At 60.9% G+C, this 18,116-nt stretch carries 19 protein-coding genes; 11 read left to right on the plus strand and 8 right to left on the minus strand.

Going from position 1 to position 18,116, the window contains the following annotated elements; all coding sequences use genetic code 11:
- Positions 1 to 382: 382 nt before the first annotated feature.
- From PSUM_RS08630 to PSUM_RS08640, 3 genes are read left to right on the plus strand one after another with little or no spacing between them, the layout of a single operon-like run.
- Entirely contained in the window at positions 383 to 1,366 is a 984-nt protein-coding gene (locus PSUM_RS08630; RefSeq protein ID WP_162276376.1) for a FecCD family ABC transporter permease, read from the plus strand.
- Entirely contained in the window at positions 1,366 to 2,133 is a 768-nt protein-coding gene (locus tag PSUM_RS08635; protein WP_083349362.1) for a heme ABC transporter ATP-binding protein, read from the plus strand. Before PSUM_RS08630 ends, PSUM_RS08635 begins: the two co-directional genes overlap by 1 nt.
- Positions 2,134 to 2,159: 26 nt before the next feature.
- Complete coding sequence (locus PSUM_RS08640) at positions 2,160 to 3,044, plus strand: ChaN family lipoprotein (RefSeq protein ID WP_083349363.1); 885 nt, start codon at positions 2,160 to 2,162, stop codon at positions 3,042 to 3,044.
- 120 nt (positions 3,045 to 3,164) lie between these two features.
- Here the strand turns inward: PSUM_RS08640 and PSUM_RS08645 are convergent, their stop codons facing one another.
- Positions 3,165 to 3,554 (minus strand): c-type cytochrome, encoded by a 390-nt coding sequence (locus PSUM_RS08645; protein ID WP_083349364.1) that lies wholly within the window; start codon positions 3,552 to 3,554, stop codon positions 3,165 to 3,167.
- 205 nt (positions 3,555 to 3,759) lie between these two features.
- Between PSUM_RS08645 and PSUM_RS08650 the strand changes: the two genes are divergently transcribed.
- The 3 genes from PSUM_RS08650 (at position 3,760) to PSUM_RS08660 (ending at position 5,623) form a co-directional block, all read left to right on the plus strand.
- Positions 3,760 to 4,509: an SDR family oxidoreductase gene (locus PSUM_RS08650; RefSeq protein WP_083349365.1), complete on the plus strand. Its 750-nt coding sequence runs from the start codon at positions 3,760 to 3,762 to the stop codon at positions 4,507 to 4,509.
- 55 nt (positions 4,510 to 4,564) lie between these two features.
- On the plus strand, positions 4,565 to 4,969 hold the full coding sequence (locus PSUM_RS08655) for a cupin domain-containing protein (RefSeq protein WP_083349366.1): 405 nt from the start codon (positions 4,565 to 4,567) through the stop codon (positions 4,967 to 4,969).
- Between the two features lie 186 nt (positions 4,970 to 5,155).
- The gene (locus tag PSUM_RS08660) at positions 5,156 to 5,623 is read left to right on the plus strand and encodes a hypothetical protein (RefSeq protein ID WP_080725403.1); all 468 of its coding nucleotides are present in this window, start codon (positions 5,156 to 5,158) and stop codon (positions 5,621 to 5,623) included.
- 189 nt (positions 5,624 to 5,812) lie between these two features.
- On the opposite strand, the gene PSUM_RS08665 is transcribed toward PSUM_RS08660, so the two are convergent.
- Positions 5,813 to 6,643: an oxidoreductase gene (locus PSUM_RS08665; protein WP_083349367.1), complete on the minus strand. Its 831-nt coding sequence runs from the start codon at positions 6,641 to 6,643 to the stop codon at positions 5,813 to 5,815.
- Between the two features lie 130 nt (positions 6,644 to 6,773).
- Between PSUM_RS08665 and PSUM_RS08670 the strand changes: the two genes are divergently transcribed.
- Positions 6,774 to 7,679, plus strand: a complete 906-nt coding sequence (locus PSUM_RS08670; RefSeq protein WP_083349368.1) for a LysR family transcriptional regulator — start codon at positions 6,774 to 6,776, stop codon at positions 7,677 to 7,679.
- Positions 7,680 to 7,847: 168 nt separating this feature from the next.
- On the opposite strand, the gene PSUM_RS08675 is transcribed toward PSUM_RS08670, so the two are convergent.
- The gene (locus PSUM_RS08675; RefSeq protein ID WP_033042620.1) at positions 7,848 to 8,567 is read right to left on the minus strand and encodes a cysteine hydrolase family protein; all 720 of its coding nucleotides are present in this window, start codon (positions 8,565 to 8,567) and stop codon (positions 7,848 to 7,850) included.
- A gap of 152 nt (positions 8,568 to 8,719) precedes the next feature.
- On the opposite strand from PSUM_RS08675, the gene PSUM_RS08680 reads away from it, so the two are divergent.
- From PSUM_RS08680 to PSUM_RS08695, 4 genes are all read left to right on the plus strand, one after another.
- Positions 8,720 to 9,616, plus strand: a complete 897-nt coding sequence (locus PSUM_RS08680) for an AraC family transcriptional regulator (RefSeq protein WP_083349369.1) — start codon at positions 8,720 to 8,722, stop codon at positions 9,614 to 9,616.
- 21 nt (positions 9,617 to 9,637) lie between these two features.
- Positions 9,638 to 9,964, plus strand: a complete 327-nt coding sequence (locus PSUM_RS08685) for an NIPSNAP family protein (RefSeq protein ID WP_020796896.1) — start codon at positions 9,638 to 9,640, stop codon at positions 9,962 to 9,964.
- A 193-nt stretch (positions 9,965 to 10,157) separates the two neighbouring features.
- Positions 10,158 to 10,967: a DUF2092 domain-containing protein gene (locus PSUM_RS08690; protein WP_033045360.1), complete on the plus strand. Its 810-nt coding sequence runs from the start codon at positions 10,158 to 10,160 to the stop codon at positions 10,965 to 10,967.
- On the plus strand, positions 10,964 to 11,155 hold the full coding sequence (locus tag PSUM_RS08695; protein WP_020796894.1) for a hypothetical protein: 192 nt from the start codon (positions 10,964 to 10,966) through the stop codon (positions 11,153 to 11,155). Before PSUM_RS08690 ends, PSUM_RS08695 begins: the two co-directional genes overlap by 4 nt.
- Before the next feature lie 141 nt (positions 11,156 to 11,296).
- Here PSUM_RS08695 and PSUM_RS08700 read toward each other — a convergent pair whose 3' ends face one another.
- The 5 genes from PSUM_RS08700 to speB form a co-directional block, all read right to left on the minus strand.
- Positions 11,297 to 11,755, minus strand: coding sequence for a GNAT family N-acetyltransferase (locus PSUM_RS08700; RefSeq protein WP_033045361.1), 459 nt, complete (start codon positions 11,753 to 11,755; stop codon positions 11,297 to 11,299).
- Between the two features lie 159 nt (positions 11,756 to 11,914).
- Positions 11,915 to 13,603: a choline dehydrogenase gene (gene betA / locus PSUM_RS08705; RefSeq protein ID WP_020796891.1), complete on the minus strand. Its 1,689-nt coding sequence runs from the start codon at positions 13,601 to 13,603 to the stop codon at positions 11,915 to 11,917.
- 17 nt (positions 13,604 to 13,620) lie between these two features.
- Positions 13,621 to 15,195, minus strand: coding sequence for a purine-cytosine permease family protein (locus PSUM_RS08710; protein WP_020796890.1), 1,575 nt, complete (start codon positions 15,193 to 15,195; stop codon positions 13,621 to 13,623).
- Positions 15,196 to 15,393: 198 nt separating this feature from the next.
- On the minus strand, positions 15,394 to 16,902 hold the full coding sequence (locus PSUM_RS08715) for an aldehyde dehydrogenase family protein (RefSeq protein WP_033045362.1): 1,509 nt from the start codon (positions 16,900 to 16,902) through the stop codon (positions 15,394 to 15,396).
- Positions 16,903 to 16,973: 71 nt separating this feature from the next.
- The gene (speB, locus tag PSUM_RS08720) at positions 16,974 to 17,972 is read right to left on the minus strand and encodes an agmatinase (protein ID WP_033045363.1); all 999 of its coding nucleotides are present in this window, start codon (positions 17,970 to 17,972) and stop codon (positions 16,974 to 16,976) included.
- Between the last annotated feature and the right edge of the window lie 144 nt (positions 17,973 to 18,116).

Genomic DNA, 18,116 nt, shown 5'->3' on the forward strand with positions numbered 1-18,116 from the left:
CTTACCGGCGAACCCGGCGCCATGGTCTATCTGCTACCTCCCGCCACCTCAGGTTCACAACGCAGAACTTAATAGGGGCGTGTGCGCAAACTGTGCGTCGATGGCATCATCACCCGCTTTGAAGGTTTCGATGTCGACGGTGAACGGTTCACCCAGCTGTTCGGCATGCCCTGGCCGAAACCGCCACCGCCCTGATCCACTAAGGAAGCGCCCTGATGCGTATCAAATCACTGCTAGCGTGCGCCGGCATGCTCCCGAGCCAAATGGCCGTGGCTGGCACCCTGCCACAGGTGCAGGCTGCCGAGCGCCAGGCAACAGAGAGCACCCGATGACGGCCATCGTTCGGCCACGGCCGATGCTGATTACCCTGGGTCTGTTATTGCTGCTGGTGTTCTGGCTGTCCCTGGCCCTGGGGCCGGTCAGCCTGCCGCTGGGCGATACATTGCTGGCCGGGTTGCGGCTGCTCGGATTGCCGGTGGAGGGAGACGACAGCCAACAGGCGCAGCTGATCCTCGGCCAGATTCGCCTGCCGCGCAGTTTGCTCGGCATCGCGGTGGGAGCGGTGCTCGCGTTGTCCGGCGTGGCCATGCAAGGGTTATTTCGCAATCCGCTGGCAGACCCGGGGCTGGTCGGAGTGTCCGGCGGCGCGGCGCTGGGCGCGGCTGTCGCCATCGTCGGTGGCAATCTGCTGGGCGGTTTGCCGCCGGCCATCGAGCCGTACCTGTTGTCGGTATGCGCATTCGCCGGTGGCCTGATCGTCACGGCGGTGGTGTATCGCTTTGGCCGCAGCGACGGCCAGACCAACGTCGCCACCATGTTGTTGGCGGGCGTGGCGATGACCGCCATGGCCGGGGCCGGGGTCGGCCTGTTTACCTACCTGGCCGATGACGCCACGCTGCGCACCCTGACCTTCTGGAACCTGGGCAGCCTCAACGGCGCCAGTTACCCGCGCCTGTGGCCGCTGCTGATCGTGGCGGTGGGCGTGGCGTTGTGGTTGCCGCGGCGCGCGGCGGCGCTCAACGCGCTGCTGTTGGGGGAGTCCGAAGCCCGCCACCTGGGCTTCAATGTCGAGCGGATCAAGCTTGAGCTGGTGCTGTGCACCGCGCTGGGTGTGGGGGCCGCAGTGGCGGCGGCCGGCCTGATCGGCTTTATCGGCCTGGTGGTACCGCACCTGATGCGACTGCTGGTCGGTCCCGATCATCGGGTGTTGCTGCCAGCTTCATTGCTGGCCGGCGCCAGCCTGTTGTTGCTGGCCGATCTGGTCGCGCGTTTGCTGCTGGCGCCGGCCGAGTTGCCGATCGGCATCGTCACCGCGCTTATCGGTGCGCCCTTCTTCCTTTATCTGCTGGTACGGGGGCGTTCCTGATGCTACGGGCCAACAACTTGGGGGTGCGACGCGGCAATCGCACGGTACTGGCGGACATCGACATCGAGCTGCATCCGGGTCAAGTCCTCGGCGTGCTGGGCCCCAACGGCGCCGGTAAAAGCACGCTGCTGGCCGCCTTGTGCGATGAGCTGCCGGCCAACGCAGGCACGGTCAGCCTAGACGAACGTGCACTCGCCGACTGGCCGGGCCAGGAGCGAGCCAGACGCCTGGCGGTCTTGCCCCAGAGTTCGAGCCTGAACTTTGCCTTCTCAGTCAATGAAGTGGTGGGCATGGGTCGCCTGCCCCATGCCAGCGGGCGCGTGCGCGATGCGCAAATTGTCGCCCAGGCCCTGAGTGCCGCCGACGCCCTGCACCTGGCGGGACGCAGTTATCTGGCCCTGTCCGGTGGCGAACGCCAGCGTGTGCACCTGGCGCGCGTGCTCGCACAATTGTGGCCGGGTGCCGAGGGTCAGACCCTGCTGCTCGATGAGCCGACCTCAATGCTCGATCCGCTGCACCAGCACACCATCCTGCAAGCGGTGCGCGATTTCGCCGGGCGCGGTGCGGCGGTACTGGTGATCCTGCACGACCTGAACCTGGCTGCCCGTTATTGCGATCAATTGTTGCTGTTGCAGGAGGGTCGCCCGCACGCCTATGGTCCACCGGATGAAGTCCTGAACGCCCAGGCGCTGGAAGCAGTGTACGGGCTGCAAGTGCTGATTCAGCGGCATCCGGAACGCGGTCATCCGTTGATTATCGCGCGCTGATCCCCGCCGTTCTAAAAGGAAAACCGATGCGCATTGTGCTGTTATTCCTGGTCAGCCTGCTGGCTGCCTGCCAAACCCATTACGTCGCAGCGCCGCCACCAGCGATCGCCCCGCAAGGGCGAGATCACGCCGATCTCGGGTTGATCCGCGAACTCGCCAACGGACGCGCCCTCACCCCGCAGGAGCTGGTCGAGCGCCTGGCGGTTGCGCCACGGGTGCTGGTCGGCGAGCAACACGACAACCCCGATCACCATGCCTTACAACTGTGGTTGCTGCGCCAACTGGCGGCGCAGCGCCCGCAAGGCAGCCTGTTGATGGAAATGCTCAACCCCGACCAACAGGCAAAAGTCGATGCGGCCCAGGCCGCGACCCGTGCCGGCCAACCACCAGCCGACGCTTACCAGGCGCTGTCCTGGCAGGCCAACTGGGATTGGGGCATCTACGGCCCACTGGTCACCTACGCCCTGCGCCAACCCTACCCACTGCTGTCGGCCAACCTGGACCGGGCGCAGATCATGCAGATCTACAAACAGCGCCCGACGCTCAGCGGTGAAGCGTCCACTACCCAAAGGGTACAAGCGACATTGCTGGACGATATCCGCGAGTCCCATTGCGGCTTGCTGCCCGAAGCGCAAATGCCGGCGATGCTCGCTGTGCAGCAACAGCGTGACCGGCGCATGGCCGAACGCCTGCTGGCGGCACCGACGCCTGCGCTATTGCTGGCCGGGGCGTTCCATGTGCGCAAGGATCTGGGGGTGCCGTTGCACCTGCAGGACCTCGGCGCTGGCGAAGGTAACGCAGTGCTGGTGCTGGCTGAAGTGGGCAAGACCGTGAGCGCCGACAGCGCGGATTATGTGTGGTATACGGCAGCGCAGCCGGAGCAGGACCATTGCGCTGAACTGCGTCGCTAAAAATGCACCCCTGTAGGAGCTGCCGCAGGCTGCGATCTTTTGATTTTTCCAGGGCCAAAGCAAGATCAAAAGATCGCAGCCTGCGGCAGCTCCTACAGGTCGAGGTACATCTGCCAGTTTTCAGGGTGCCGGGAAGGTCTGGATGTAAGCCAGCAAATCATCGATCTTCTCTCGATCGCTGATCCCCCAGAAAATCATCCGTGTGCCCGACACCACGGCTTTCGGGTCCTCGATGTACGCCGCCAGTTTTTCCCGCGTCCAGACAATGCCCGACGATTTCATCGCATCGGAGTACTGATAGTCCGTGGTGCTGCCGGCAACCCGTCCGACAACACCGTTGAGTTGCGGACCAAAAAACGCCCGCGCCGACTCGCCGATCTGATGGCAGCCACCACACACCCGCTTGAACAGTTTACCGCCCGCCTCGGCATCGCCCTGCGCGTTCGCTTGCGTGGCGAACAGGCCTGCACCGAGGGTCAGGACGAGGGTCATCACGGCCGTTTTGTTCATTTCCAGCTCCCGCCTGCAGCGAAAAAAATGGCCGCCATTTGAGCATGACCAGGGCCCATGGCCGAAGCTTTTCGGATGTACAAGGCCCAAGCGTGCCGTCCATCCCGCCAAGCCTCGCTGCGCTTTTGCCCGCCTAGACTAGCTACTCACAACGTGAGTGGCATGTACAGCCGCCACCCCCACACCAACTTACGGAGACTCAATCATGAAAATTGTTGTCATCGGCGGTACCGGCTTGATTGGAACACAACTGTGCAAACTCCTGCGCGAAGGCGGACATGATGTGGTGCCCGCCACGCCGAGTACCGGCGTCAACGCAGTCACCGGAGAAGGCTTGCAGGCAGCCCTGCAAGGCGCCGACGTGGTGGTCGACGTCGCCAATTCACCTTCGTTCGAAGATGCCGCCGTGCTGGAATTCTTCGAACAATCCGGGCGCAACCTTGCCGCCGCCGAGGAGGCCGCCGGGGTCAAGCATCACGTCGCGCTTTCGGTAGTGGGCACGGAGCGAATGCTCGAAAGCGGCTACTTTCGCGCCAAGATGGCCCAGGAGGAATTGATCAAGAACGCGGGAGTGCCCTACTCGATTCTGCGCGCTACGCAGTTCTTCGAGTTCATCGGCGCCATTGCACAATCAGGCGCACAAGGCGACACCATTCGCCTGACATCGGCCGCCCTGCAGCCGATCGCCTCGGCCGATGTCGCCGCGGCACTGGCCAAAATTGCCGTGGCGGCGCCCACCGGCAAAATCGAGGAAGTGGCTGGCCCTGACAAACAACCTCTGGTGTCGTTCGCAAAAACCTACCTGCAACACACCAAGGATCAGCGTGAAGTGATTACCGACGACAACGCCGGATATTACGGCGCGATCATCAACGACCAGTCACTGACCCCTGGCGCCAATCCCATCCTCGGCAAGATTCACTTCGATCAATGGCTCAAGAGCACCAGCGCCTGACAAGCCAGTCGGTCAGACACTGGCACCCGCCTACTATTCTCATCAGGAGCATCCCATGCGAACCCCCATGCTTCTCGCCCTGTTTACCCTGTCCTTCACCACTACTGCAACGGCACTGGCCGCCGAAGCGCCGCCTCCGGACGTCAAGGAAGTGTCGGTCACGGCGCTGCCCGATTACCCCGGCAAGGAAGTGCTGATGCTCACCGTCGAATACCCGCCGGGCGGTGCCGACCCGGTTCATCGACACGACGCCCACGGTTTCATCTATGTGCTCGAAGGCTCGATCGTCATGGGGGTCAAGGGTGGCAAGGAAGTCACGTTGATGCCCGGACAGAGCTTCCATGAAGGCCCCAACGACATACACACGGTGGGCCGCAATGCCAGCAACGACAAGCCGGCGAAGTTTGTCGTCTTTCTGCTGAAGGACCAGGGCAAGCCGCCGGTGTTGCCTGCCGATTGAAAGTCGCTCGGCATACTTGCGTATGAGCGGCTAATACCTGGATGTTGATCTTGACAACCTATGCATGAGTGACGGGGTTTTTCAGGCAATTAAGATGCAGGCATCGAATGTCAGGGCTGCAATAGCCGGCATTCCTGCCTGCCCACTTGTTGCTTGAACAATCCCGTGACTCATTAGGTGAACATGATGAACACCCCCCGCCTTGCATCAGGACTTGCCCTCCTTTCAGCCCTCGCTTTACTCACCGCCAACGCACAGGCCGTCGAAGCGGGAGCCGGAACGTCCGGCGCCCACACGGCCGTGCATAACGCTGCCGAGGGGGGTGCAGACCGCACCAAGGAACCACAACTGGCTGCCGATGGTGCGCAGCGTCTCAAGCAGAATCAGGTCGCCGAAGGTGGGGCTGATCGTTTGAGAGAACGGCAACTGGCCGAGGGTGGCGCCGATCGCCTGCGCGAGCGGCAACTGGCATCGGACGGTTCCGATCGACTGAAGCAAAACAACGTTGCCGCAGGCGGATACAACTCGATGCGCGGGACAAGGGTGGCAGAAGGTGGCTCCGACCGCCTGCGGCACAATCATTACGCCGATGGCAGCAATGGCTACGATGCCAGCTCCGACGTCATGCCCTATTTCTGCATGGAATGCCGCTGATCTCCTGTAGGAGCGAGCATGTTCCGGGCGGCGTTCCGACGATGGTCGTGAACGATAACGCGTAGAACCAGATGCCCAGCGGCGCCCGTGGGTTTCTCGCGAGCATGCTCGCTCCTACAAGGGTAAATCTCATGCACAAAAAAATCCGGAGTCCTGTGAATGGGTCCGGATTTTTTGTTGCGCGTGTAGTCAGTCCTTGAAATCGGTGGACAGTGCCAGCTCGTTCCATTGCGCCAATTCCTGGGCGACAAAGCGGTTTTTCGCTTCGATGCGCGCGATGGTATCGCTGCCCAGTGCCAGCCGTTGTGGCGGCTTCGGTGCATTGACCAGGGCCAGCATGGCGTCGGCGAACTTCACCGGATCGCCCGGCTGGGCATGGTTGGCGGCTTCGGCATGCTTGCGCATGGCGCCGACGGTTTCATCGTAGTCCGACAGCTCCAGCGCGGTCTTCACCAGCGATTGCTCGTCGAGGAAGTCGGTGCGGAAGAAGCCCGGCTCGACCACCGTGGCATGTATCCCTAGCGGCGCCAGTTCCTGGTGTAGCGCTTCGGTAATACCTTCTACCGCAAACTTGGTGGAACCGTAGACACCCCAGCCCATGTAGGCGTGGTAGCCGCCGATGGAAGAAATGTTGATCACATGTCCGCTGCGCTGGCGACGCATGTGCGGCAGTACCGCCCGGGTCACGTTGAGCACGCCGAAGACGTTGGTGGCGAACAGACGCTCGGTCTCGCTGGCGCTGGTTTCTTCCACCGCGCCCAGCACGCCGAACCCGGCATTGTTGATCAGCACATCGATGCGGCCGAAACGCTTGATGCCTTCTGCGACGGCCTGATGCGCTTGCTCCTCGCGGGTCACGTCCAGGCGCACGGCCAACAGGTTGGGATGATCGCCGAGCCTGGCAGCTATTTCTTCGGGCTTACGGGCCGTGGCAATCACCGCGTCGCCGGCACGCAGAGCACGTTCTGCGATGAGAGTACCAAAACCACGGGAAGCCCCAGTAATGAACCAAGTACGCATTTCAACTCCTCCTCTCAGCGACCCGAGCGTTATTGCCGGGCCTTCTTGATGAGTTGACGCTACTTTAAAACTGCCTTACTGATGTGATAATCCCAGCAATATTGCATGACTTTGTGAAAGGTATTCACATATGAAAGCGCCTTCGGCCGCTGACCTCTCGACCTTCCTGTGCGTGGCCAATCACCTGAACTTCAGCCGCGCAGCGGTCGAACTGGGGCTGACCCCTTCTGCTTTGAGCCATGCGGTGCGCACCCTGGAGAACCGACTCGGTGTCAGGCTGTTCAATCGCACCACCCGCAGCGTCGGCCTGACCGAAGCCGGCGAGCGTCTCTTTGCCCGACTCAAACCGGCCTTTCGTGATATCGACGATGCCCTGGAAGACCTGAACCATTATCGCGAAAAACCCTCGGGCAACCTGAGAATCACCGCGGGTCGCCAGGCCGCCGAACTGGTGTTGCTGCCACTGGCCAGCAAGTTCCTCGAAGCCTATCCGGACGTCAAACTGGAGATCGTGACAGACGACGCGCTGGTCGATGTGGTGGCGCAGGGTTTTGATGCCGGCGTACGCTTCGGCGCTCGGTTGGAGGCGGACATGGTCTCCCTGCCGATTGGCAGCTTCATGCGTTCCGTGGTCGTGGGTTCAGCGGATTTTTTCCGTAAACATCCCATTCCGCAAAAGCCCGAGGATTTGCATGGCCTTCCGTGCATCCGCCATCGTTTCCCCAGTGGCGCTATGTATCGCTGGGAGTTCGAACGGGGTGGAATCGCCCAGGAAATCGAGATAGACGGCCCACTGACCCTGGGCGACGTCAGCCTGATGGTCGGCCCGGCGTTGCAGGGCGTCGGCCTGGCCTACATCTTCGAAGACATGGTCAAGGCGCAGATTGCCGACGGCAGCCTGATCCAGGTGTTGGGCGACTGGTGTCCCTACTACCCCGGCCTGCATCTGTACTACCCAAGCCGACGGCATGTGCCGGCAACGCTCAAGGCTTTCATCGAATGTGCACGAGCGGCACGGGAGGTCGGTCCACGATAGGTTTTTTGGAACCTGTAGGAGCGAGCATGCTCGCGAAAAACCTGAGGGCACCGCGGGGTGCCAGGCTCCCCGCGTCATCGTTGACGACCATCGTCGGAACGCCGCCCGGAGCATGCTCGCTCCTACAGTAAATCGGGTACAGCCGTCTCCCCCCTAGTATCAGGGCGATCAGGTCTTGAGGTAGTCCAGCGTCTGCGCCGTGGTCCACAAGGCATTGGCGATGTAGCGATAGTTGATCAGCGCAGCCAGGTAGCCATCGCCCTCAGGCGTGCTCGGGCCGGCGGTGGCGTCGCGGACCACCGCCACTTCAAAGCCCTGCTCCAGCAACTCACGCAGGTGCGACTCGACACAGAGGTTCGCCGCCATCCCCGCCAGTATGATTTGCGAAACACCGTGCTTGCGCAGTTGCAACGCCAAGTCATTGGTTTCAGGGCCGTACACTTTATGCGGCGAAGCGATAATGGTCTTGCCGTCGAGGATGTACGGCTTGAACCCGGGCATGAAGTCGGCACCGGAGTTTTCGAAACCGTCGAGGCTCAGCGGCCCCTGCCGATCGAACATGCAGATGCTGTGCATGACCTTTTCCAGCGGCCCGCCGAAATGCCAGTCGTGATCGCACGGGTAGTAATAGTGCGGGGAAACAGCGACGGTGATGCCTGCTTCTTTGGCAGCGGCAAACAACTGCCCGAGGTGATTGACCACATCGTGCTCGACGACACTCTTGCCGAATACACCCCAGCTCACACCTTCGGGGCTGAGGAAGTCGATCTGCGGGTCGATGACCACCAGTGCTGCGCGGGCCAGGTCGAGCTGCATGCCCGGGTCCGGCAGCGCAGGCTCTGTCGGGTCGGCATACGGGGCGGTGGTGCGAATCGAATCGTTGCTCATGACAGTTGACTCCGCTCAAGGATGGAAAAATCGCGCTGCGCCATGGCACCCGGCAGGGGTGTTGTTTACCATCGGCGAGAACGTCATCCTACGGTCGCGCCCTGTTCCTCTTTTGCCAGGGCGTACAGCGTCTTTACCCAGGCGTCTCCAACATGGATATCCTTTCCGAATTCTTCGAGCGCACACAACTGCAGGGTCGGCTGTTCTTTTCCGGCCCCATGGTGGGCACACTGGTGCTCGACAAGCCGCCGGGCATGGCGTTCATCCATGTGATCCGTCGTGGCGGTATCCACATGGTGCAACCGGGGCTGCCAACGATCTCGATCAACGAGCCCAGTGTGCTGTTTTGCCCCAGCAGCTGCCGTTATCAATTGCGCTCAAGCTCGGTCGAGGGCGCCGAATTGATCTGCGCTTCGTTCCAGTTCGGACGCAATTCCCTGCAACCCTTCCCGCTCGGGCTCAAGGAAACCCTGGTGTTTGCCTTTCGCCAACTGGAAAACCTCACGCCCCTGCTCGGCACCCTGATCAATGAATTTCAGGACAAGGCCCCCGGCCGAACCAAAGCCCTGAACCTGCTGCTCGAATACCTGTTCGTGCTCCTGGTGCGCCGCTCGGTCAGCGAGGGCAAGATATCCAGCGGTTTGCTGTACGCCCTTCAGGATGGGCGCCTCGGGACAGTGTTCAAGCGCATTCACCAGGAGCCCGAGGCGCCCTGGACCGTAGAGAAAATGGCCAGCCTTGCGAATATGTCGCGGTCAAAATTTGCCGCCTGTTTTACCCGGATCATGGACATTTCGCCGATGGGCTACGTCACCGCCTGGCGAATGAAACTGGCCCAGGATCTATTGCGCGATGGTGTGCAGATCAAAGTCATCGCCGCGACAGTCGGCTACAGTTCGCAAGCCTCGCTCTCTCGAACCTTCCTCAACGTGGTGGGCTGGCCGCCGGCCGAATGGCTCAAGCGCGATACCTGCGGCGAGGCTGTCGCAGACGTGGCGGCGCGGCTTCTGCCCGACCTGCCGGACGATTCAACCACCGAACATAGCTAACCTGTCAGAGAGAAAAAACCGATGGTCACCTGCTACCTGAAATATGTGCTGGACCCCTACAAGCTCGATGCATTCGAACACTACGGCAAACTGTGGATTCCACTGGTGGAGAAGTTCGGCGGCCAGCATCACGGCTACTTCCTGCCGTCCGAGGGGGCCAACAACGTTGCCCTGGCCATGTTCACCTTCCCTAGCCTTGCGGCCTACGAAACGTATCGCCAACAGTCTATGAAGGACGCGGAATGCATCGCCGCCTTCAAGTACGCAGAAGAAACGCGCTGCATCCTCAGCTATGAGCGCTCCTTCTTTCGTCCGGTGTTCGGCGAGCAGAAACAGCAAACGGCCTGATGGGTTCACAGCGCATTGGAATCAATAAACATGCCGCCTGACCGGGCGGCATTTTTCATTGCCAAACCCAGAGTGTAATGGCGGGTTTGAATGTCAGATGAATGGTCGGCCAATAGACGGCAAACTGCTGATGATGGGACTAACTTTACAAGTCCGCACTGCCAACCCGGCATTCTTATAGCGGTGACCTCTCATGGAAAAGATCGCCCAAAAGTTTCTCGACACTTCTATAAACCGCTTCGCTGGAGCGAGCCTCGCACTGATTATCGGCTTGAGTACATCAACAGCGGCATTGGCCGATGAGGCATATGCCAAAACACTGCTCAAGAACATGTCCGACTATATGTCAGCGCAAAAAAATATATCGTTTAGCTACGACACGATTCTGGATGTCGTTACTAAAGATAAGCAACGACTTGCACTGGCAGGTTCCGGCACCGTTGCCATCACCCGGCCTGACAAGCTGCGCGGTACACGCACCAGTGGCTTTGCCGACCTTGAGATGCTGTTTGATGGCAAGACGCTGACCTTGATCGGCAAAGGCAAAAACATCTACACGCAGGTCGAAATCCCGGGCACGGTTGACCAGCTTCTCGATACGCTGCGCGACAAATACAACAGGCCACTGCCCGGTGCAGATCTGTTGATGTCCAATCCCCAGGATCAATTGATGTCAGGCGTGACCAACATCAAGGATCTTGGAAGTGGCGTTATCGGGGGGACCGAATGCGATCACCTGGCTTTCAGGAAGAAAGACGTTGACTGGCAAATATGGATCGCCCAAGGCGATCGCCCCTACCCTTGCCGTTATGTCATCACTTCCAAAACAATTGCCGGTAGTCCCCAATACAGCATCCAGCTAAGCGACTTTAAAAGTGGCGATGCCGTCGCGGTTGATGATTTCACGTTTAACAATTCGACCAATGCCGAGAAAATCGAACTCAAAGACCTGCCCAACGCCGAGGACTTGCCCAGCAACTTTGTTCGAGGAAAAGCCCAATGAACCTATTGATGAAATCCTTCGGCTTCCTTCTGGCGGCATTCGTACTGATGTGTGCGCTGGAGCTTGGAGAGACCTTGTCGATCCCCGGCGTGCACAGCGTCGTTCCTCACGCCGAGGCGGTGGTCGGGCGTCCTCTTACGCCCGTCAGCGTTGCCGGCGTCGCGAGGCGCACGGCGCGGCGCAATTAACCTTGATGTTCGAGCAAACCAGCAATAACGATCAACGCTCGAGCGCACCTGGACGATGGTGCCTGCCAACATGGCAATCACCACGCAGATGAAAACCTGCCTCCAGAGCGGCAGCCTCGTCGAGGCTGCCGCTTTTTGAACCTAACCTTGTTTCAAGTCCAGGCAATAGGTGTAGTAACCGGGATCGCGCACATAACCCAATGACTCGTACAGACGCTGGGCACCGTAGTTGTCAGTTGCGGTTTCCAGGGTCATGCCCTTGGCTCCCATCAACCGCGCAAAGTCGCGGGCGGTATTCATCAGCAGCGTACCAACGCCTTTGCCCCGGGCGGCGGGCGTGGTGAACAGGTCGCCGAGCAGCCAGGTGCGGTGCGCGTCGATGGAGGAAAAGGTTGGGAACATCTGCACGAAACCCAGCGCCTGGCCGTCGGTGTCCTCGGCGAAGAAGATCACCGACTCGTCGCGGGCAATGCGTTCGGCAATGAAGTTGCGGGACTGGGGCAGGTTCGACGGCTGGCCGTAGAAGCCACGATAAGCGTCGAATAACGGCGCGATCGTGTCGATGTGGGAAGCGTCGGCGCGCAGGGCCAGGATAGCCATGAGGGTGCTCCATTGCGGTCTTGGGAGTTTGAGCCTAGCAATGGCAATCGAATTTTTCCTGTGGGAGCGAGCCTGCTCGCGAAGGGGCCATGACATTCAACATTGATGTTGACTGGTCCATCGCTTTCGCGAGCAGGCTCGCTCCCACACAGGATTTGCTTAAACGCGCACGTTACGTCCTGGCAAGGTCGTGCGCTGGCTGTTTTCCCAATTCTCTACCAGCCCCACCGGCACATCCGACGCTGGCAACATCTTCACCCCGCGAACCAGGTCCGAAGCCCGTTCGGCGAGCATGATGGTCGGCGCATTGAGGTTGCCGTTCGGTTCGGTCGGGAACACCGAAGAGTCGATGACCCGCAAGCCCTTGATGCCATGCACCCGCAGCTCGGAATCCACTACCGCCATGTCGTCCTCGCCCATGCGGCACGAGCCACAGGGGTGGTAAGTGCTTTCGAGGTTGTCACGAACAAAGGCATCGAGGTCTTCATCGCTGGTCACCAGCGCTCCGGGGGCGATTTCGCCGTCGCGGAAACGGTCCATGGCTTTCTGGCCGATGATCTCCCGGGTCAGGCGGATGCAGCGGCGGAAGCCTTCGCGGTCCTCTTCGCGCTCCAGGTAGTTGAAGCGAATCTCCGGGTGTTCGTACGGATCGGCCGACCGCACGCGCACATAGCCACGGCTTTTCGGTTTGTTTGGCCCTGTGAGCACCATGAAACCGTGGCCCTTGATCGGCTTGTTGCCGTCGTAGCGCATCGCTGCCGGCAGGAAGTGGAACTGGATGTCCGGCCAGCGCAGGCCCTTCTCGGAGCGAATGAAACCACCGGCCTCGAAGTGGTTGGTGGCGCCCAGGCCGTCCTTGAACAGCAGCCAGCGCAAACCGATCATCAATTTGCTCAGCGGGTCCATCTTGCTGTTGAGCGTCACCGGTTCCTTGCAGCCGAACTGGATGTACACCTCGGCGTGATCCTGCAGGTTCTCCCCTACCCCCGGCAGGTCATGGCGCACGCCGATCCCGGCCTTGCGCAGGACCTCGGCCGGGCCGATGCCGGAGCGTTGCAGCAGGTGCGGCGAACCGATCGGCCCGGACGAGATCAGGACTTCGCGGTTGCAATAAACCTGGTGGGTCTGACCCCCGTGGTCATACATCACCCCGACTGCACGCTTGCCTTCGAGGATGACCTGGCGCGTCATCGCATGGGTAATCACCGTCAGGTTCGGACGGCCCATGGCCGGACGCAAGTAGGCGTTGGCCGTGGAGCAGCGCACGCCATTTTTCACGGTCATGTGCATCGCACCGAAACCTTCCTGCATGTAGCCGTTGCAATCTTCGGTCTTGATGTAGCCCGCCTCCGCGCCGGCTTCGACCCAGGCCCCGTACAACGGATTTTTCATGTGATTGCCGTTGGTGGTGTGCAGTGGTCCGGTCTGCCCGCGATAGCTGTCGCCACCGGACTCGTAGCTTTCGGCGCGCTTGAAGTACGGCAGGCAATTCTTGTAGCCCCAGCCTTGGGCGCCAAGGGATTCCCATTCGTCGAAATCCAGGGCGTGGCCGCGAATGTACACCAGGCCATTGATCGACGACGAACCCCCCAGCACCTTGCCCCGTGGGCAATGAATGCGCCGGCCGTTAAGGTAGGTTTCCGGCTCGGTTTCGTAGCGCCAGTTGTACTTCTTGGTGTTCATCGGGATCGAGAACGCACTGGGCATCTGGATCACCACGCTCTTGTCGCTGCCACCGAATTCCAGGACCAGCACCGAGGTGGCCGGGTCTTCGCTCAGGCGGTTGGCCAACACACAACCTGCCGAGCCTGCGCCAATGATGATGTAGTCGTATTTTTGCGTGGTCATTCTTTGCGTGGTCATGACTATCTCCCGACCGTCGTTTGAGTGAATACCGGCCGTGGTTGCTGTTTATGGGTCAGCGTGTCGCCAGTGGTGTATTGCGGGGAGGTTATTTCGACCTGCTGGATAACGGCCTCTTCGCGCGCAAGGTCGATCGAACGGCTCAGCCAGTAGTACGCCAGGCCCGAGACGATCAGCCCCACCAGCCAGGCGATGTCGATGCTGCCCAGGGCCTTGGCCAGCGGGCCGACATACACTTCACGTTGCTCGACGCCGTCGTAGATGTAGAAGAACGGAATCATCGAGATAAAGCCGATGGCATAGGCGGCGATGCCACGCAGGCCCCAGTTGCCGTAGATGTTGCCGTGGGGCATGAAGAAGTGCGGGATGGCGTAGCGGCCCTTGCGCACGAAGAAATAGTCCGTGAGGTTGACCGAGGTCCAGGGCACCAGGAAGTACAGCATCACCACCAGGTAGATGCCGAGCACCGACAGGCCTTTGCCGGAACTCTGGATGCTCAGGGCCACGCCCAGTTGCAGCAGGATCACGAACGCGATGGCGAGGATCCGCGCCTTGCGGGTCGGCTCGATGTGCCTGATCGAATCGACACAGGTCAGGGTAGTCAGCTTGGCGCTGTAGATGTTCATCGCGATCACCGGCAGGAACGCCAGGATGGTCACCACCACGACCGCGGTGCCCATCAGTGGCGACACGGTGTTGCCGACTTGACCCAGGGCCACCAGCACATCGGTGGAGTGCAGGTGATCGGCCAGCCAGCCACCGACGGAAATCATCCACGCTCCGGACAACGAAGCGCCGAGAAACACCACGGCGATCAGCTTGCCGCTGGAGGTGTTCTTTGGCAGGTAACGCGAGTAGTCCGACACGTAGGGGGCATAGGCGATGTTGTAACTCGCCGCGGCCGCGAACTGCGCGATGAAACCGGTCCAGTTGAAGCCCAGCGGTGCGGGGGCCGCTTCGCCCTCGGCCAGCGCCGGCAACACGGCGTCCGGTACCCAGCCCATCAACACCGCCAGGGTCACCAGGCCGTACAGCGGCAGCGACAGGCACAACGCCCATTTGAAGCTGCGGTGCATCCAGTCATGGCCGAGGATCGCCAACACCGCCGCCGGGAGGGTCACCGCCACCGCGATCACCGCGGGGCTGAAACCGAACAGCGTGTGCAGGCCCTGCATCATCAGCACCAGGTTGACGATGTTGAACCCGGCGAACACGAACAGCGTCGCCAGCAGCACCAGGATCACCCCACGGTAACCGAACTGCGCGCGGGACTGGATCATCTGTGGCAAGCCGAGGTGCGGGCCTTGCGAACCGTGAAACGCCATGAACAGCGTGCCAAACATAATGCCCAGGGTGCCGGCGAGTGTGGTCCAGAGCGCGGTCAGGCCGACGCTTGGGCCGACGAAGCCGATGGTCATGGTGAAGAAGGTGAAATTGCCGAGGAACCAGAACGGGCCCTGGCTCGACAGTTTGTCGGTGCGCTCGTTCTCGGGGATGAAGTCAATCGAATGCCCCTCGACGACGGATTTGTCGTCGAGGGAGGAGACACTCGTGGCGGACTTGGCGTTAGTGTTCATGATGGACTCTTATTGTTGGAAGATCATGACGAGATAACCGCGTTCTTTTGGGTGAACGACATCCCTGCTGGGGAACCTGTGGGAGCGAGCCTGCTCGCGAAGGCGATGTTTCAGGCGACATTGATGCTGGATATGCCAGCCTCTTCGCGAGCAGGCTCGCTCCCACAGGGTTTGTGTCGTTCAAGAGTCAGCCATGACTCACGGCAAGGTGATCCACACCGCCTTGGTTTCGAGCAGGTAATCGAGCTGCTCGGCGCCCAGGTCCTTGCCGAACCCGGACTGCTTGTAGCCACCGAACGGCATCGACGGGTCGAGGGTGCCGTGGGCGTTGACGTAGACCGAGCCGGCCTTGAGGCGTGGTATCAGGCGATGCACCTTGCCCAGGTCGTTGGAGTACAGGGCAGCCGCCAAGCCAAAAGCTGAGTCATTGGCCAGGGCCAGGGCCTCTTCATCATCATCGAACTTTGCTGTCACCAGCACCGGACCGAAGATCTCTTCCTGGACGATGCGCATGTCGTTGCGGCAATTGGCGAAGATGGTCGGCTCGACGAAGAACCCCGGACCATCGACCGGTTGGCCGCCGTACACCAGTTCGGCGCCTTCGGCCTTGCCGGTCTCGATGTACTCGGTAACGCGCTGCTTTTGCAGGGCCGACACCAGCGGGCCGATGAAGCAGTCCGGGTCCAGGCCCGGGGCCATTTTCAGGGTGCGTGTATAGGCGATCAGCTCACGCAGGAATTCGTCATGGACGCTGCTATGAATATAAGCCCGCGTGCCGGCATCGCATACCTGCCCGGAGTTGAAAAATACGCCATTGGCGACCGCTTGTGCCGCGGCCGGAATGTCGGCATCGGCAAACACGATGACTGGCGACTTTCCACCGAGTTCGAGGGTCAGCCGCTTCATGTCGTCCAGCGCCGCGCGGCCAACGGTAAGGCCCACCGGGGTGGAACCGGTGAAGGTCAATTTGTCGATGCCGGGGTGGGTGGTCATGGCCGCGCCGACCACGCTGCCGCGACCAGTGACAATGTTGATCACGCCGTCCGGAATGCCCGCTTCCTGCACCAGTTCCGCGAAACGCAGGGCCGACAGCGAGGTCAGCTCAGCGGGCTTGACCACCACGGTGCAACCGGTGGCCAGCGCCGCGCCAAGTTTCCAGGCCATGGTTTGCAGCGGGAAGTTCCACGGCACGATGGCGCCGACCACCCCTACCGCTTCCTTGCGGGTATAGGCCAGGTAATTACCCGGCAGCGAAGGCTCGACGGTGCGCCCGTGGAGCTTGGTGGCCCAACCGGCGAAATAGCGCAGTGTATCGACGGTGCCCTGGATATCGACGTCCTTGGCGAAGCTTACCGACTTGCCCATGTCGATCGATTCGATTTGCGCCAGCTCGTCGGCGTTCTGTTCGATCAAATCCGCCAGGCGCTGGATCAGGCGTTCGCGTTGCGCCGGTTTTGCCTGGCTCCATTCACCCCCATCGAACTGCGCACGGGCAGCTTGTACGGCGCGGTCCAGGTCTTCAGTGGTGCCCATGGGAATGCGGGTGATCAGGCCTTCGGTCGAGGGCTCGATGACTTCGGACGTCTGGCCGTCGCTGGCATCGACCCAGGTACCGCCTATGAACATCTTCTGCGCTTTGCTAAGGAAGGTCTGGGTGGCTTCGCTGACACCAAACTTCTGCAGGTAATTTTTGACGATCGTGTCCATTTTTATTCTCTCTGCCCGGCAGTCAGTTCCTGCCGGGTCTTCGTGGTTTCGATATTCAGGCTGGCCAGCTCTTAAGCCAGCGATTCGCTTTCGGCGGCGGCTCGCACCAAGCCCCGCTCGTGGAAGATGAAGCCGATGCTGTTCAGCAGCAGCTGCGCAGCGAGGATCGAGGTCATGCCGGTCGGGTCGTACACCGGTGCCACCTCCACCAGGTCCATGCCAACGATGTTGCCTTTGCTGCGCTTGGCCAGGGCCTGGATGATTTCCAGCACTTCGTAGTAGAGGAAGCCGCCGTGGCTCGGGGTGCCTGTGCCGGGGGCGATGGACGGGTCGAAACCGTCGATGTCGATGGTGATGTAGTAGTTGATGTTCTGCGGGATCAGCGCCAGTACACCTTCGACGCCAAGGCGACGCACATCGCGCACCGAGAGGATCTTCGAACCGGCCTCGTGAGCCGCTTCGTAGTCGTCGCGGTTGGACGACGAGACGTTGCGGATGCCCATTTGGGTCATGCCGACAATGTGGTTCATTTCCGAGGCGCGGCGCAGCGGGTTGCCGTGGCCGTAACGCACGCCGTGGCGCTCGTCGACGAAGTCCAGGTGTGCATCGAAGTGGATGATGTGGATCGGGCCGCGCCCTTCGAAGGCCTTGATGACCGGTGCGTGCACCGAGTGATCGCCGCCCAGCACCACCGGCATCACACCGGCATCGAGGATCTTGCGCACCGCGTATTCGGTGTTCTTGTTACTGGTGGCCATGTCGGTGTGGACGATGTCGGCATCACCGATGTCGACCATGCGCACGTCCGATGCGGTGAGGTACATCACGTCATCTTCGTGATCGTAGGCCCCGGCGTGGCCGAAGGAAAACAGCGTCGATGCTTCACGAATCCCGCGTGGTCCGAAGCGTGCGCCGGAGCGCCACTGGGTGCCCATGTCGTTGGGCACGCCAAGCACCGCGACGTCGGCATCCAGCGCATCCCAATCGGTGCACACCGGGGATTTGCCAAAGGTGCAATGACCCACGAATGGCAGGTTCAGACGACCGGACTCATAACCGTTGTTCGACATTTCTAGCCTCTCCACTTCTTGTTATCGGCTTGGCGGAACTGCAAGGCGACCGCCGTTGGAAAGACTATGAGCGCAGGTTTTCGTGGAAAAAATGCTAAACATCAGATACTCATATCGGCATTCCCGATGCATCCCCATGCCGGA

Source organism: Pseudomonas umsongensis, from assembly GCF_002236105.1.
Classification (GTDB): Bacteria; Pseudomonadota; Gammaproteobacteria; order Pseudomonadales; family Pseudomonadaceae; genus Aquipseudomonas; species Aquipseudomonas umsongensis.